Consider the following 15,907-nt stretch of genomic DNA (forward strand, 5'->3'; position numbering starts at 1 on the left):
GATATGAAAATGGAGTGGAGTCTGACGCAGGATAAGCTGCTGGCTTTTCACCGCTTGATGCGTACCGATAAACCCATCGGCACCTTTTTGTTGCTGTGGCCGACGCTGTGGGCGCTGTGGGTTGCCACCCCTGGTTTACCGCCGCTGTGGATCCTGGCAGTGTTTGTCGCAGGCGTCTGGCTGATGCGTGCCGCGGGCTGCGTGGTTAACGATTATGCCGACCGCAAATTTGACGGCCACGTGAAACGCACCGCCAACCGCCCGATGCCGAGCGGTCAGGTGTCAGAAAAAGAGGCCCGCACGCTGTTTGTGGTGCTGGTGCTCCTCGCGTTTCTGCTGGTTTTAACGCTCAACACCATGACGATTTTACTCTCGGTTGCAGCACTGGCGCTGGCGTGGGTGTATCCGTTTATGAAGCGCTATACCCATCTGCCGCAGGTGGTGCTGGGCGCGGCCTTTGGCTGGTCGATTCCGATGGCGTTTGCCGCTGTCAGTGAATCAGTGCCCCTGAGCTGCTGGCTGATGTTCCTCGCTAACATTCTGTGGGCGGTGGCGTACGACACCCAGTATGCGATGGTCGACCGCGATGACGATCTGAAAATTGGCATCAAATCGACGGCGATTCTGTTTGGCCGCTACGACAAGCTGATCATCGGGATATTGCAGGTCGCGGTGTTAGGGCTGATGGTACTGATTGGTTATCTGAACGCCCTGAACTGGGAATTTTACTGGTCCGTGCTGGTGGCGGGGATGCTGTTTGCATATCAGCAAAAGCTGATTGCGAATCGCGAGCGTGAAGCCTGTTTCAAAGCGTTTTTGAACAACAACTATGTTGGGCTGGTGCTGTTTTTAGGGCTGGCGATGAGCTATTTTTCCTGAAAAAAATGCCCGGCAGCGCTAACGCTCACCGGGCACATATCTGATGCATATTTGTAAGCCGGGAAAGGCGAAACCGCCTCCCGGCTTTTTTATGTCACTCGTCCTGCGTTGCGCTTTCAATGGTCAAACGCACGTCCGACGTTATCAGCTCGGCCAGCATCTGATAAACCTTCATCGTCTCTTCAGGTTCCGCATCGCCGGTATCGCTGATATAGCCTTCATCGCGCAGCGTCAGTACCAGTGAGCTAAACACCGCTTTATCGAAGAACTCTGGTGCGTTAATGCCGTGCAGCACGGATAAACGCTGAGCCAGCGTGCGGCTCTCTTTTTCCAGGGTACCACGGTTGATGGACGGGTTCGCGCTCAACAGCCAGAAGGTAATCGCGTAGCGCTGCAACGTCTCACGCGCACCGGCCGCCAGCAGTTGCAGCGTGCGGGAACGTGACGGGTTGATATGCAGCTCGTCATCTTTGACGGTCAACAGACCCTGACGCAGCAGCTCAGCGGTGAGTTTTTCCAGCTCAACGGCCACTTCATCTTTGCTCCAGCTCAGGAACAGCTCTTCTTTCAGCATCGGATAGAGCGTCTCAACATGGCGCAGCAGTTCCTGACGGGAAATGCGGCGATGCTGAGTGATGATGGCTGCCATCAGCGACGGCAACATCAGCATATGCGTGATGTTGTTACGATAGTAGGTCATCAGCACTGCCTGCTCGCGCGGCAGAATGATGATGTCCCCGATGGTGTCCTTCTCAACTTCGAACTTGTTCATCTGCAGCGCGTGGTCGATCAACTGACTGGCGGTGGCAGACGGAACGGTGGAATCCGCTGAGTACGGGACATTACGCATAATATCCAGATAGCAATCGAGCTGTTCGGTCAGCTGTTCGCGCGTCAGCGAACGCTGGCGTGAGGCTAACAGTGCTGTGACGCACAGGTTCATGGCGTTCGCCGCCCCGGCGTTGTTAATACGCACCATCAGATCGGCCGCGATATTATTCACCGTTGGCGTCAGCCACGCAGGGCGAATCGCTTCGATTGGGTCGATAGATTCGCGCCACTCCGGCACGTGCTGGTTCAGATAGGTCATCAGCGGCAGCGGTTCGCCAAAGTTCACGTAACCCTGGCCGAGATTGCGCAGCTTGCTCAGGCCTTTCAGCATCTGAGGCAGGCTCTCTTTCTCTTTGGTCGCACCGCGCAGCTCTTTGGCGTAAGTGCCCACTTCCATGACGTGCTCGTAACCGATGTAAATCGGCACAAGCGTAATCGGACGCGTACCGCCGCGCAGCATCGCCTGAATGGTCATCGACAGAGTACCGGTTTTCGGGTCCAGAAGACGGCCCGTACGGGAACGCCCCCCTTCGACGAAATACTCTACGGAATAGCCACGGCTAAACAGCTCGCCCAGATATTCGCGGAACACCGTGGAGTAGAGCTTATTGCCTTTGAAGGTACGACGAATAAAGAACGCACCCAGACGGCGGAAAATCGGGCCGGCTGGCCAGAAATTCAGGTTGATACCTGCCGCGATGTGCGGTGGTACCAGCCCCTGGTGATACAGCACATAAGACAGCAGCAGGTAGTCCATGTGGCTGCGGTGGCAAGGCACATAGACGATTTCGTGGCCGTCGTGGGCAAGCTGGCGCACGCGCTCGGCGTTATGGACGTTAATCCCCTGATACAGACGGTTCCAGGTGAAGCTCAGGATACGGTCGGAGAGGCGGATCATCTCGTAGGAGAAGTTGGCCGCAATCTCCTCCATCAGGGCGATGGCGTTTTGCTGGGCTTTCTCGTGAGAGATTTTCTTGCTGCGCGCTTCGTCTTCAACCGCGCGGGCAATGGCTTTAGATGCCAGCAATTTGTTGAACAGGTCCTGGCGTGCAGGCAGGCGCGGGCCAACGGCAGCCAGACGCTGACGGGCAAAGTGCATACGCGCGACGCGAGCCAGTTTCTGGGCGATGATTTTATCCGTCCCGTGCTCATCCGCCATGCGGCGCAGGGAGACGGAAGGGGAGAAACGTACAAAGCTGTCGCGGCCTAACCATGAGACGGCAAAGAACTTCTGGATGCCGTTCAGCATACGCAGTGGTGGGTTTTCCTCGCCTTTCTGACGACCAGGACGACGACCAAACATCACCGACACCGGCACCATCTGGACATCCAGACTTGGGTTGCTGCGGTGCAGATCGAGGTAGTCGTGGAACAGCTTGATGGACTCTTCTTTTGGCGTGTAATAGGTGAACACGCGCGGCCCGCCGTGAATAAACACGTAGCGCGGCAGCAGAGTTCCGTCGACCTCAAGGGGTTCGAGCGGATCGGGCAAGTCATGCGCCAGACATTGGGCGCGGAGCGTCAGTAAGTCTGCCTTCGAGTTGTAAGGCAAAACGTACATAATAGGGCGCGAGGTATCGAGCCCTAATTCCAGCGCAGGTTCCGCCGGGATAGACTTACTTTTTACCAGGACGCTTAATGGTAAATTAAGTAATTTGTAGTAAATTCGTGGCCAGCCGGACATAAACGATGTAAAGCCTCTGGTTAATAATGCAATTGCGGCGCAAGGATAACAGAAAGCGCGCAAAATTTCTGTTGTTACCGGTCATACTTCAGGCTGTATTGCTACGCGCTACAGCTATAGTTACTGACGCTAAATCTAAGAAAAGGTTCTTTTAATGGCCAATAATACCACTGGGTTAACCCGAATCATCAAAGCTGCCGGATATTCATGGAAAGGTTTCCGCGCCGCATGGATCAATGAGGCCGCTTTCCGCCAGGAAGGGGTTGCTGCGGTTGTTGCGGTGATCATCGCCTGTTTTCTGGATGTCGACCCGATAACCCGCGTATTGCTCATTGGTTCAGTCCTTCTGGTGATGATAGTGGAAATTCTCAACAGCGCTATTGAAGCGGTGGTGGATCGCATCGGTTCTGATTTCCATGAGCTGTCGGGCCGTGCGAAGGACATGGGTTCTGCCGCTGTGCTGCTGGCGATTATCATCGCAGCCATCACCTGGGGCACGCTTCTTTGGTCACATTTTCGATAAGGCTTCAGGAATCCAATAAGTCTCTGGTTTTTTGTGCAGTTTTTGATTCCAAAATCACCTTTGACTGTATATACTCACAGCATAACTGTATATACACCCAGGGGGCGGAATGAAAGCGTTAACGGCCAGACAGCAAGAGGTGTTTGATCTCATTCGAGATCATATCAGCCAGACGGGAATGCCACCGACGCGTGCGGAAATCGCGCAGCGCCTGGGCTTCCGTTCTCCAAATGCCGCTGAAGAGCATCTCAAAGCGCTGGCGCGTAAAGGCGTTCTTGAGATTGTCTCTGGTGCGTCACGCGGAATTCGCCTGCTGGTGGAAGAAGAAGAAGGTCTGCCACTTGTGGGGCGCGTCGCGGCGGGTGAGCCTTTGCTGGCACAGCAACATATTGAAGGTCACTATCAGGTCGATCCGGCTATGTTCAAGCCAAGTGCCGATTTCCTGCTGCGCGTCAGTGGGATGTCCATGAAAGACATTGGTATTCTGGACGGCGATCTGCTGGCGGTTCATAAAACGCAGGATGTGCGTAACGGGCAGGTTGTGGTTGCGCGTATCGACGACGAAGTGACCGTTAAGCGCCTGAAAAAACAGGGCAACACGGTTCAGCTGTTGCCAGAAAACAGCGAGTTTTCCCCGATTGTGGTGGATCTCCGCGAACAGGCTTTCTCTATTGAAGGTCTGGCTGTTGGTGTTATCCGCAACGGCGAATGGCTGTAATCTCTTACTGACAGGCTGTGGTCGCACCGCAGCCTGACTGTCTACTCTCAATTCCCGGTACTTTCTCATGTCTCTGCTGACAACCTCAGACAAGGCATTGTGGCGTCTTGCGCTGCCGATGATTTTCTCCAATATCACCGTTCCCCTGTTAGGGCTGGTGGATACGGCGGTGATTGGTCATCTGGATTCCCCTGTTTACCTCGGCGGCGTGGCCATTGGCGCGACGGCGACCAGTTTCCTCTTCATGCTGCTGCTCTTTTTACGCATGAGCACCACCGGGCTGACTGCCCAGGCGTTTGGTGCCAAAGATCCCGTTCGACTCGCCCGTGCGCTGGTGCAGCCGCTGATCCTCGCCCTTGGCGCAGGGCTGCTGATTGTTTTGCTGCGCACGCCGCTCATCGATCTGGCTCTGCATGTCGTGGGCGGTAGTGAAGCGGTGCTGGAACAGGCGCGGCGCTTCCTTGAAATCCGCTGGCTCAGCGCACCGGCATCGCTGGCAAATCTGGTTCTGCTTGGCTGGTTGCTGGGCGTGCAGTACGCGCGTGCGCCGGTGATCCTGCTGGTGGTGGGCAATTTACTCAATATCGTGCTCGATCTGTGGCTGGTGATGGGTCTGCACATGAACGTGCAGGGGGCGGCGCTGGCAACGGTGGTCGCCGAGTACGGCACTTTCTTCATTGGCCTATGGATGGTGAAACGCGTGCTGGCCATGCGGGGAATATCATTCGCGATGCTCAAAACAGCGTGGCACGGCAACATCCGTAAACTGCTGGCGCTTAATCGCGACATCATGCTTCGCTCGCTGCTGCTGCAACTTTGCTTTGGCGCCTTAACGGTGTTTGGCGCGCGCCTGGGGCCAGAGATCGTGGCCGTAAACGCGGTGCTGATGACTTTGCTGACGTTCACCGCCTATGCACTTGACGGTTTTGCCTATGCGGTGGAAGCCCATTCGGGCCAGGCCTATGGCGCTCGCGAGGCGGGGCAGTTGCAGGAGGTCTGGCGCGCGGCCTGTCGCCAGTCAGGGCTGGTGGCGCTGGTCTTCGCACTGATCTATGCCTTATTTGGCGGGCAGATTGTGGCGCTATTGACCTCGCTGCCTGAACTGAGAGAACTGGCTAATCACTACATCATCTGGCAGGTCGTGTTACCGGTGGTGGGGGTGTGGTGCTATCTGCTGGACGGTATGTTTATCGGCGCAACGCGCGGGGCGGAAATGCGCAACAGCATGGCAGTCGCGGCGGCCGGTTTCGCCCTGACGCTCTTCACGCTGCCCTGGCTCGGCAACCACGGTTTATGGCTGGCGCTGGCGGTGTTCCTCGCCCTGCGCGGCCTGTCATTAGCGCTGATTTGGCGGCGCCACTGGCGCAATAACAGCTGGTTTAGCGGATAGCGTGATTTGACGAAACGGTTAAAGATTCTGAATCTCAACACGCATGCCGAATCCTTATCTACAATTATTATCACGTCCAGCAGAAATGAACGTAACGGACGACTCGAATTTACGTGATAACCGAACGATGAGGAATTGATTATGAATAAAGACGAAATCGGCGGTAACTGGAAACAGTTCAAAGGTAAAGCGAAAGAACAATGGGGTAAACTGACCGACGATGACGTGACCGTCATTGAAGGTAAACGCGAACAGCTGGTAGGTAAGATTCAGGAACGCTACGGCTACGCGAAAGATCAGGCGGAAAAAGAGGTTGTTGACTGGGAAAAACGCAACGACTACCGCTGGTAACAGAGTTCTACCCGTTGTACACGGAAGTACAATCCCTGAGGGCGGCCTAATGGCCGCCCGCTTCGTTTTTAGCGCGGTTTTTTCTTCACCAGAATGGAGTGATCGTGCTGACATTCACCCTGATGACGACAGGCTTCCACTTCGACACAGGCTGAACACAACCCGTGTGCTTCAATCACGTTATGGCGCAGGGCAAAGCCCATTTTAGCCGCCAGCGAATGCATAATATCTTCCACACCTTCCGCCCCCTCTTCTTTGACCGCGCCGCAGCGATCGCAGATAAACATGGCAGAGGTATGTGTTGGCTGATCGAACAGATGGCACAGCACATAGCTGTTAGTCGACTCCACCTTATGCACAAAGCCTTGCTCCAGCAGGAAATCCAACGCGCGATAAACAGTGGGCGGTTTCGCCTGCGGCTCGCTTTCGCGCAGCAGATCGAGCAGATCGTAGGCGCTGATGGCACCGCGTTGCAGGCTCATCAGACGTAACACTTCAAGGCGCTGCGGGGTCAGGCGCACATTGCGTTGCGCACAGAGCTTTTCAGCTTGCGCTAACAGATCTTGCATCGTGGTCTTATCCATATCGCACCTCGAATTATGGAGTCTGGAAAACCCTCACTTTACCATGTTCTGCTGAAAACGCCGAGATCCGCCACAGTTGTGCTATACCTGACCCATCGCCACACGGGAAAAATACAATGAAAAGACCTGATTGCATCCGGCACTGGCGCGACGTCGAAGGTGCCGACGACTCCACTTATCCAGACAGCGACGAACTTTTTGCTATCGGCGCGCCGCTGGCCCGCAAACTGGGGCTTGGGCGGATCGGTATCCACCATGAACGCCTGCCGCCGGGCCGTCGCACTTCGTATCCGCATGCTGAAAGCGACGAAGAGGAGTTTATCTTTGTTATTGAAGGGTATCCCCAGGCGTGGATTAACGGGTATTTATGGAAGCTAGAGCCGGGCGACAGCGTCGGTTTTCCGGCCGGAACCGGCGTGTGCCACACCTTTATCAATAACACCGACGAAGAGGTGCGGCTGCTTGTGGTGGGCGAGGCGAACAAAAAACACAACCGCATCTATTACCCGCTCAACCCGGTCTACGCCGCCACCCGCGAGGACCGCTGGGTGGACCATCCGCCGCAATTTTTTGGCCCTCACGACGGAAAACCTGGGCGAAAATAATATCCTCTTCTATAAATATTGAGGGCCGTCACAAATTACAACAGGCCTCGCGGAAGATTTAACTTAGGGAACAGGCGTGTCTTTTTGATGTTATTCACAGCAATAGTTCGTCCCTGTATGGGTGATAACTGACAGGGGTTGTTTAATAACAGACTATAAAACGAGCATACTGTGAAAAAACATTTTAAATTTTCGGTGGTTAGCATCGCTGTCTCCCTGTTTATGGCAAACGAGGCGGGAGCAGCCAATACCTGGACAGAAGCGCGTAGCGACGCGATGGGCGGTACTGGCGTTGCATCAGGCAATTACGGTAGCGGAGCGTTTATTAACCCGGCACTGCTGGCAAAAGCAAAACCGGATGACGACATTACCGTTATTTTGCCTTCGGTCGGCGCACAGATTACTGACAAAGATAATCTGCAGGATCAGATCGACGATATCAGCGATAAAGTCGATTACTACGACGATGTGGTTAACAGCCTGACAGCGGCTGAGATCATCGCCAATCCTTTGGGATCCGTTAACCAGTTTCAGAGTGCCGCGAAAGATCTCGCTGACGAGCTGGACGATCTGAAAGGTAAAACCGCTCGCGCCACCGCCGGTGCCGGGATTGCGGTCAGCATTCCAAATAACGTGCTTGCGGTCGCCTTTGTGGCGAAAGGCAACGCTCACGCGCGCGTAAGCTCCTCTATCGACCAGCAGGATATCGATTATCTGCGCAGCATCCAGAACAGTAAACTGGTGGCGGGCAGCGTCGCGCTTGATGCCGCTCTTAACGGTTCGGATGAGATCACCAAAAATCTCAACTCCACGGCCTCAGGCCGGGCGGCGATTGTCTCTGACTATGGCGTCGCGGTGGCCCGTCAGTTTGATATTGGCGATGTGCCGGTCTCGGTCGGTATTACGCCAAAACTGCAAAAAACCTGGCTCTACAACTACACCACCTCCATTTACACCTACGACAGCAGCGACTGGAACAGCAGCCGCTATCGCACGGACGATACTGGCTTTAACGTGGATGCCGGTGTGGCTGCCGATTTTGGCGAGAACTGGACGGTGGGCTTGAGCGGGCAGAACCTGATGTCGCGGGATATCGATACCAAAGATATCCGTATCCGTAATGGCCGCACGGGTGACGTGGTGAGCTACAAAGATACCTACCAGATCCGTCCGCTGGTGACTGCGGGCGTGGCCTGGCATAACGATCTGGTAACCCTGACCGCCGATGGCGATCTGACCGAAACCAAAGGCTTCAAGAGCGAAGATAACTCTCAGTACGTCGGCGTCGGCGCCGAGGTCACTCCGCTCAGCTGGCTGGCGGTGCGCGCCGGTTATCGCGCGGACGTGAAGGACAACGACAGCAACGTCTTCACCGGCGGTGTTGGCTTTGCGCCGTTCAACGCGGTCCATGTGGATCTGATGGGTCTGTACGGCGAGGACAAAACCTGGGGGGCAGGCGCGCAGCTGAGCGTCACCTTCTAAGACGACCGGAGGCCATGCGCCTCCGGCTTTTCTTTGTGCTATAGTAGCGCCCCTTTTCCACCACATGCTTAAAACTTCGCCATGCCGTCAGAACTACAGTCCGATTTCCCTGCACACCGTTTTTCCATCGCGCCGATGCTCGACTGGACCGACAGACACTGCCGCTATTTCTTGCGTCAGCTCTCTCGCCACACGCTGCTGTACACCGAAATGGTCACCACCGGGGCGATCATTCACGGAAAGGGCGACTATCTGGCCTACAGCGAAGAAGAGCATCCGGTTGCGTTGCAGCTTGGTGGCAGCGATCCGGCGGCGCTGGCGCATTGTGCGAAACTGGCGCAAGAGCGTGGGTACGACGAAATTAACCTCAACGTCGGCTGCCCGTCCGATCGCGTGCAGAACGGCATGTTCGGCGCGTGCCTGATGGGGAATGCCCAACTGGTGGCGGATTGCGTCAAAGCGATGCGCGATGTGGTGTCGATTCCGGTGACGGTCAAAACCCGTATCGGCATCGACGATCAGGACAGCTACGAATTCCTGTGCGATTTCATCGACACTGTATCCGGGAAGGGCGAGTGCGAGATGTTTATTATCCACGCGCGTAAAGCCTGGTTATCCGGTCTCAGTCCAAAAGAGAACCGTGAAATTCCGCCGCTGGACTACCCGCGCGTGTATCAGCTGAAGCGTGATTTCCCGCATCTGACAATGTCGATTAACGGCGGTATCAAGTCTCTCGACGAAGCCAAAGCCCATTTAGAACATATGGATGGCGTCATGGTAGGCCGCGAGGCGTATCAAAATCCGGGTATTCTGGCCTCGGTGGATCGCGAGATCTTTGGCATTGAGCGCGCCGATAGCGATCCGGTGGCCGTGGTGCGTGCCATGTACCCGTACATCGAACGTGAGCTGAGCAATGGCACCTATCTGGGCCACGTAACGCGTCATATGCTCGGGTTGTTCCAGGGCATTCCAGGGGCGCGTCAGTGGCGTCGCTACCTGAGTGAAAATGCGCATAAAGCCGGGGCGGATATTGAAGTCCTGGAGCAGGCCCTGCGTCTGGTCGCTGACAAGCGATAATTTTCACTAAAAGTTCGTCAAATTCACCACGCCCTGCGAATGTTCGCGGGGCGTTTTGTTTAGAATTCAATAAGTTAAATTTGGCACGTTTCTTGTAATAGTCACTACATCTTTATGGTATTGACGTGGGAGAGAGCCATGCTGGAATTGCTGTTTGTGATTGGATTTTTTGTCATGCTGATGGCGACCGGAATTTCGCTGCTTGGCATTCTGGCGGCACTGGTTGTGGCGACTGTGGTGATGTTTATCGGTGGGCTGTTTGCACTGATGCTAAAACTGCTGCCGTGGTTGCTGTTGGCGGTCGCCGTGGTGTGGGTAATTCGGGCGATAAAAGCGCCAAAAGTCCCACAGTATCAGCGCAATAACCGCTTTCGTTACTAAGGTATTGAGGTCTTCGTCACATACCTGCAACTTTTCCGGCAGGGATGCTTAGAACAGAATAGGATTTACTTATCGAATCTGTCACTATTGCTGCCGTTAAAGAATTCATCGAGCTGTACCCTACATACAGCCGAACTAAAAAAAGAAAGGGCTTCCTACGGGAAGCCCTAATTCTTTTTAAGGGATCAGCAAACTCGATCCCTGCGTCACACGACTCTCCAGCACCTCATGTGCGCGCTGTGCATCGCTCAGCGGATATTTCTGCGCCTCAGCCACGTCCACTTTAATCACGCCGCTGGCGATCAGCGAAAATAGCTCATTGCTGGCTTCTGTCAGTTCGTCACGGGTGGTGATGTAGCCTTGCAGGGAAGGGCGCGTCACGTACAGCGAGCCTTTCTGATTCAGAATACCCAGATTCACCCCAGTAACCGCGCCCGAGGCGTTGCCGAAGCTCACCATCAAACCCCGGCGCTGCAGGCAGTCCAGCGACGCTTCCCAGGTGTCTTTCCCCACCGAGTCATACACCACGCGCAGTTTCTTGCCGCCGGTGATCTCTTTCACCCGCTCGGCGATGCTCTCTTCGCGATAGTTAATCACCTGCCACGCGCCAGCCTGTAATGCCCGCTGCGCTTTTTGCGCGCTGCCGACGGTACCGATCAGTTTTGCGCCCAGCGCTTTTGCCCACTGGCAGGCGATAAGCCCAACGCCACCCGCTGCGGCGTGGAACAGGAACTGCTCGTCAGGTTTGATTTCGTAGGTTTTGCGCAGCAGATAATAGACCGTCAGCCCTTTCAGGAAGGAGGCGGCGGCCTGTTCGAATGAGATCGCGTTCGGCAGAATGGCGGCCTTATCGGCGGGCACGTTGTGAATCGAACTGTACGCGCCCAACGGCGACTGGGCGTACACCACGCGATCGCCTTCTTTAATATGCTTTACGCCGCTGCCGATTTTCACCACGACACCCGCAGCCTCGGTCCCCAGACCGCTCGGCAGGGCTGGCGGTGGATAAAGCCCGCCGCGAATATAGGTGTCGATATAGTTGATACCGATGGCCTTGTTTTCGACCTGGATTTCATTTTCCCCTGGCGGCGTGGGGGTAAACTCCACGGCCTTGAGGACTTCTGGACCACCATGCTTGTGAAATTCGATACGAGTTGCCACGTTGAACTCCTTTGTCGATTCATTTGCAGACGGTTATACTTCCCCGTCTCTCAATTTATGGTAATCCATTCACTATGGCAGGAAATAAACCCTTCAACAAACAGACTGAGCCTCGCGAGCGCGATTTGCAGGTCGCCGGACTCAAAGTCCCGCCGCACTCGATTGAAGCGGAACAGTCGGTGTTGGGCGGTTTAATGCTGGACAACGAGCGCTGGGACGATGTCGCCGAGCGCGTGGTATCCGACGATTTTTATACCCGTCCACACCGCCATATCTTTACCGAAATGGCGCGCCTGCAGGAAGCCGGTAGCCCGATTGACCTGATTACACTGGCAGAATCGCTGGAGCGTCAGGGGCAGCTGGATTCAGTCGGTGGATTTGCCTACTTGGCAGAGTTATCGAAAAACACGCCAAGTGCGGCGAACATCAGCGCTTATGCGGATATCGTGCGCGAACGCGCCGTTGTGCGCGAGATGATCGCCGTTGCGAACGAGATCGCCGAAGCGGGCTTTGATCCGCAGGGCCGCACCAGCGAAGATTTGCTGGATCTCGCCGAATCCCGCGTCTTCAAGATCGCCGAAAGCCGCGCCAACAAAGACGAAGGTCCGCGAAATATCGCCGACGTACTCGACTCTACCGTTGCGCGTATCGAACAGCTTTTCCAGCAACCGCATGACGGCGTGACCGGCGTAAATACCGGTTACGACGATCTGAACAAAAAAACCGCCGGTTTGCAGCCGTCGGATCTGATTATCGTCGCGGCGCGTCCGTCGATGGGTAAAACGACATTTGCGATGAACCTCGTCGAAAATGCGGCGATGTTGCAGGATAAACCGGTGCTTATCTTCAGTCTTGAGATGCCATCGGACCAGATTATGATGCGTTCCCTGGCGTCCCTGTCGCGCGTGGATCAGACCCGTATTCGTACGGGTCAGCTTGACGACGAAGACTGGGCGCGCATTTCAGGCACCATGGGCATTCTGCTGGAAAAACGGAACATCTATATCGATGACTCCTCCGGCCTGACGCCGACGGAAGTGCGTTCCCGTGCGCGCCGTATCGCCCGCGAACACGGCGGCATCGGCCTTATTATGATCGACTACCTGCAGCTGATGCGCGTGCCATCGCTCTCCGATAACCGTACTCTGGAAATTGCAGAAATTTCTCGCTCACTCAAGGCGTTAGCCAAAGAGTTGCAGGTGCCCGTCGTGGCGCTGTCACAGCTTAACCGTTCCCTGGAACAACGTGCCGATAAGCGCCCGGTCAACTCCGACCTGCGTGAATCTGGCTCCATCGAGCAGGATGCCGACTTGATCATGTTCATCTACCGTGACGAGGTTTATCACGAGAACAGCGACATGAAAGGCATCGCGGAAATCATTATTGGTAAGCAGCGTAACGGCCCGATCGGGACGGTGCGTCTGACGTTTAACGGTCAGTGGTCGCGTTTTGATAATTATGCGGGGCCGCAGTACGACGACGAATAAATCCTCGCCATCCTTCGCGTCACAGCCACCGCCGCTGTAACGCAAAGGATTTTGAGGATTGGATTTATTTCATTAAGGCAAGGAATTCGAATGCAAGCGGCAACTGTAGTCATTAACCGCCGCGCTCTGCGACACAACCTGCAACGTCTGCGTGAACTGGCGCCCGCCAGTAAGCTCGTTGCAGTCGTGAAAGCGAACGCTTACGGACACGGTCTTCTTGAGACCGCGCGAACGCTCCCTGATGCCGATGCCTTTGGCGTCGCCCGTCTCGAAGAAGCCCTGCACCTGCGCGCGGGCGGCATCACCCAACCGATTCTGTTACTCGAAGGCTTTTTCGAAGCCGACGATCTGACGACGATTGCCGATCAACGTCTCCACACCGCCGTGCATAACGAAGAGCAGCTGGCCGCACTAGAAACTGCGACCCTCAGCGAGCCGGTCACCGTGTGGATGAAACTCGACACTGGCATGCATCGCCTGGGCGTGCGCCCGGAGCAGGCAGAGGCGTTTTATCAGCGCCTGAGCCAGTGCAAAAACGTGCTTCAGCCGGTGAATATCGTCAGCCACTTTGCCCGTGCCGATGAGCCTGAGTGCGGCGCCACGGAGCAGCAGCTCGACATCTTTAACACCTTCTGCGAAGGCAAGCCGGGAATGCGCTCTATCGCGGCGTCCGGCGGTATTTTGCTCTGGCCGCAGTCGCACTTCGACTGGGCGCGTCCGGGCATTATTCTCTACGGCGTTTCGCCGCTGGAGAGCAAACACTGGGGGCCTGACTTTGGCTTCCAGCCGGTGATGTCGCTGGTCTCCAGCCTGATTGCCGTACGTGAGCATCAGGCGGGTGAACCGGTTGGCTACGGCGGCACCTGGGTGAGCGAGCGCGATACGCGTCTCGGCGTGGTGGCGATGGGCTACGGCGACGGTTATCCGCGCGCGGCACCGTCCGGTACGCCCGTGCTGGTGAATGGCCGTGAGGTGAAGCTTGTCGGGCGTGTCGCGATGGACATGATTTGCGTCGATCTCGGGCCTGATGCCGCCGACAAAGCGGGCGATCCGGTCGTGATGTGGGGCGAAGGTTTACCCGTTGAGCGCATTGCTGAAATTACGAAAGTGAGTGCTTACGAACTTATCACGCGCCTCACGTCGCGGGTGGCGATGAAGTACGTCGATTAACGCCCATTGAGTGCCGGGTGGCGGCTTCGCCTCACCCGGCATGCACCTTGTGATGAACATCCCCTCGATCTTCTTGCGCTTCCGGTTTATTGTTGAAATCCCTGCCTGACAGATATCCGGAGATACATCGCGTGTTCCAGAAAGTTGACGCCTACGCCGGCGACCCCATACTCTCCTTAATGGAGCGTTTCAAAGAAGATTCACGCAGCGACAAAGTGAACCTCAGCATCGGTCTTTACTACAACGAAGACGGCATCATTCCTCAGCTGCAGGCGGTGGCCGAAGCCGAAGCGCGTCTCAACGCGGTGCCGCACGGCGCCTCGCTCTATCTGCCGATGGAAGGGCTGAATACCTACCGCAACACCATTGCGCCGTTGCTGTTTGGTGCCGATCATGCGGTATTAACGCAAAAACGCGTCGCAACTATTCAGACGCTGGGCGGTTCCGGTGCGCTGAAAGTGGGCGCCGATTTTTTGAAAAAGTACTTCCCCGATTCAGGCGTATGGGTCAGCGATCCGACCTGGGAAAACCACGTCGCGATTTTTGAAGGCGCGGGCTTTGCCGTCAGCACCTATCCGTGGTTCGACAACGACACCAAAGGTGTACGCGTTGAAGCGCTGCTGGAAAAACTGCACACCTTGCCGGAGCGCAGCATCGTCCTGCTGCACCCATGCTGCCACAACCCAACCGGTTCGGATCTGACCAACAGCCAGTGGGATGCGGTCATTGAGGTGCTGAAAGCGCGCAACCTGATCCCGTTCCTCGACATCGCCTATCAGGGCTTTGGCGCAGGCATGGAAGAGGACGCCTACGCGATCCGCGCGATTGCCAGCGCCGGGCTGCCAGCACTGGTGAGCAACTCCTTCTCGAAGATTTTCTCCCTGTACGGCGAGCGCGTCGGCGGGTTGTCGGTGGTCTGCGAAGACGAACAGGCAGCAGGCCGCGTGCTCGGCCAGCTCAAAGCCACCGTCCGTCGTATCTACTCCAGCCCGCCGGCTTTCGGTGCGCAGGTCGTGGCGACGGTTCTGGGCGATGAGGGCCTGAAAGCGACCTGGCTTGCTGAAGTGGAAGCGATGCGTACGCGTATTCTGGCGATGCGTCAGGCGCTGGTTAACGCCCTGAAAAGCGCGTTACCGGAGCATAACTTCGATTATCTGCTCAAGCAGCGCGGGATGTTCAGCTACACCGGGCTGAGCGCGCAGCAGGTCGATCGTCTGCGTGAAGAGTTTGGCGTCTATCTGATTGCCAGCGGCCGTATGTGTGTCGCAGGGCTGAATGCGCATAACGTTCAACGCGTCGCACAGGCGTTTGCGGCTGTAATGTAAGCACTCACTTACTCTTTTGGGTTCGTACCTTTTAACGCCCGGTTGCGCTGTGCGTACCGGGCCAACAACGGCGACCACGACCTGAATCGCAGGCCGGGTAAGGCGCAATGGCCACCCGGCTTTTTTGTTTTTCTCGCTTTGTGATATCCCTCCCTTTACCAGGGACAATCTGAAAAATTTCCTTTCCTTCGCCTGGCTCAGGGGTTAAGGTCTGATAGATTTTTGACCATTCGCTCAATTTAAAACGATAACAAACTGA

15 protein-coding genes are annotated in these 15,907 nt (G+C 55.9%); 12 read left to right on the forward strand and 3 right to left on the reverse strand.

Annotation, left to right across the window (positions count from 1 at the left end):
* Window positions 1–9: 9 nt before the first annotated feature.
* Window positions 10–879 carry a 4-hydroxybenzoate octaprenyltransferase gene (ubiA, locus tag ACB496_RS01255; RefSeq protein WP_371974108.1) on the forward strand — a complete coding sequence of 290 codons (870 nt, stop codon included), beginning with the start codon at window positions 10–12 and terminating at the stop codon, window positions 877–879.
* A gap of 94 nt (window positions 880–973) precedes the next feature.
* Here ubiA and plsB read toward each other — a convergent pair whose 3' ends face one another.
* Window positions 974–3,394 carry a glycerol-3-phosphate 1-O-acyltransferase PlsB gene (plsB, locus tag ACB496_RS01260; RefSeq protein WP_100778065.1) on the reverse strand — a complete coding sequence of 807 codons (2,421 nt, stop codon included), beginning with the start codon at window positions 3,392–3,394 and terminating at the stop codon, window positions 974–976.
* Window positions 3,395–3,548: 154 nt separating this feature from the next.
* Between plsB and ACB496_RS01265 the strand changes: the two genes are divergently transcribed.
* The 4 genes from ACB496_RS01265 (at window position 3,549) to ACB496_RS01280 (ending at window position 6,376) form a co-directional block, all read left to right on the forward strand.
* The gene (locus ACB496_RS01265; protein WP_100778064.1) at window positions 3,549–3,917 is read left to right on the forward strand and encodes a diacylglycerol kinase; all 369 of its coding nucleotides are present in this window, start codon (window positions 3,549–3,551) and stop codon (window positions 3,915–3,917) included.
* A 109-nt stretch (window positions 3,918–4,026) separates the two neighbouring features.
* The gene (gene lexA / locus ACB496_RS01270; protein ID WP_100778063.1) at window positions 4,027–4,635 is read left to right on the forward strand and encodes a transcriptional repressor LexA; all 609 of its coding nucleotides are present in this window, start codon (window positions 4,027–4,029) and stop codon (window positions 4,633–4,635) included.
* Between the two features lie 67 nt (window positions 4,636–4,702).
* Window positions 4,703–6,025 (forward strand): MATE family efflux transporter DinF, encoded by a 1,323-nt coding sequence (dinF, locus tag ACB496_RS01275; RefSeq protein WP_194514219.1) that lies wholly within the window; start codon window positions 4,703–4,705, stop codon window positions 6,023–6,025.
* 141 nt (window positions 6,026–6,166) lie between these two features.
* On the forward strand, window positions 6,167–6,376 hold the full coding sequence (locus ACB496_RS01280) for a CsbD family protein (RefSeq protein WP_095280331.1): 210 nt from the start codon (window positions 6,167–6,169) through the stop codon (window positions 6,374–6,376).
* Window positions 6,377–6,444: 68 nt separating this feature from the next.
* Here ACB496_RS01280 and zur read toward each other — a convergent pair whose 3' ends face one another.
* Window positions 6,445–6,960, reverse strand: coding sequence for a zinc uptake transcriptional repressor Zur (zur, locus tag ACB496_RS01285; RefSeq protein ID WP_100778061.1), 516 nt, complete (start codon window positions 6,958–6,960; stop codon window positions 6,445–6,447).
* 116 nt (window positions 6,961–7,076) lie between these two features.
* Here zur and ACB496_RS01290 point away from each other — a divergent pair, with 116 nt between their 5' ends.
* From ACB496_RS01290 to pspG, 4 genes are all read left to right on the forward strand, one after another.
* Entirely contained in the window at window positions 7,077–7,565 is a 489-nt protein-coding gene (locus tag ACB496_RS01290; RefSeq protein ID WP_100778060.1) for a cupin domain-containing protein, read from the forward strand.
* 222 nt (window positions 7,566–7,787) lie between these two features.
* Complete coding sequence (gene traF, locus ACB496_RS01295; RefSeq protein ID WP_228483554.1) at window positions 7,788–9,047, forward strand: conjugal transfer protein TraF; 1,260 nt, start codon at window positions 7,788–7,790, stop codon at window positions 9,045–9,047.
* An 81-nt stretch (window positions 9,048–9,128) separates the two neighbouring features.
* The gene (dusA, locus tag ACB496_RS01300; RefSeq protein ID WP_371974112.1) at window positions 9,129–10,124 is read left to right on the forward strand and encodes a tRNA dihydrouridine(20/20a) synthase DusA; all 996 of its coding nucleotides are present in this window, start codon (window positions 9,129–9,131) and stop codon (window positions 10,122–10,124) included.
* 138 nt (window positions 10,125–10,262) lie between these two features.
* The gene (gene pspG, locus ACB496_RS01305) at window positions 10,263–10,505 is read left to right on the forward strand and encodes an envelope stress response protein PspG (protein WP_100778057.1); all 243 of its coding nucleotides are present in this window, start codon (window positions 10,263–10,265) and stop codon (window positions 10,503–10,505) included.
* Window positions 10,506–10,682: 177 nt separating this feature from the next.
* Here the strand turns inward: pspG and ACB496_RS01310 are convergent, their stop codons facing one another.
* On the reverse strand, window positions 10,683–11,666 hold the full coding sequence (locus tag ACB496_RS01310; protein ID WP_100778056.1) for a quinone oxidoreductase: 984 nt from the start codon (window positions 11,664–11,666) through the stop codon (window positions 10,683–10,685).
* A gap of 74 nt (window positions 11,667–11,740) precedes the next feature.
* On the opposite strand from ACB496_RS01310, the gene dnaB reads away from it, so the two are divergent.
* The 3 genes from dnaB to tyrB all read left to right on the forward strand — a co-directional run bounded on the left by dnaB (window position 11,741) and on the right by tyrB (window position 15,648).
* Entirely contained in the window at window positions 11,741–13,153 is a 1,413-nt protein-coding gene (gene dnaB, locus ACB496_RS01315) for a replicative DNA helicase (protein ID WP_100778055.1), read from the forward strand.
* Window positions 13,154–13,243: 90 nt separating this feature from the next.
* Window positions 13,244–14,323 (forward strand): alanine racemase, encoded by a 1,080-nt coding sequence (gene alr, locus ACB496_RS01320; RefSeq protein ID WP_371974115.1) that lies wholly within the window; start codon window positions 13,244–13,246, stop codon window positions 14,321–14,323.
* Between the two features lie 131 nt (window positions 14,324–14,454).
* Window positions 14,455–15,648, forward strand: coding sequence for an aromatic amino acid transaminase (tyrB, locus tag ACB496_RS01325; protein WP_102105616.1), 1,194 nt, complete (start codon window positions 14,455–14,457; stop codon window positions 15,646–15,648).
* The last annotated feature ends 259 nt before the right edge of the window (window positions 15,649–15,907 follow it).

The organism is Lelliottia nimipressuralis (assembly GCF_041464075.1).
GTDB classification, from domain to species: domain Bacteria; phylum Pseudomonadota; class Gammaproteobacteria; order Enterobacterales; family Enterobacteriaceae; genus Enterobacter; species Enterobacter nimipressuralis.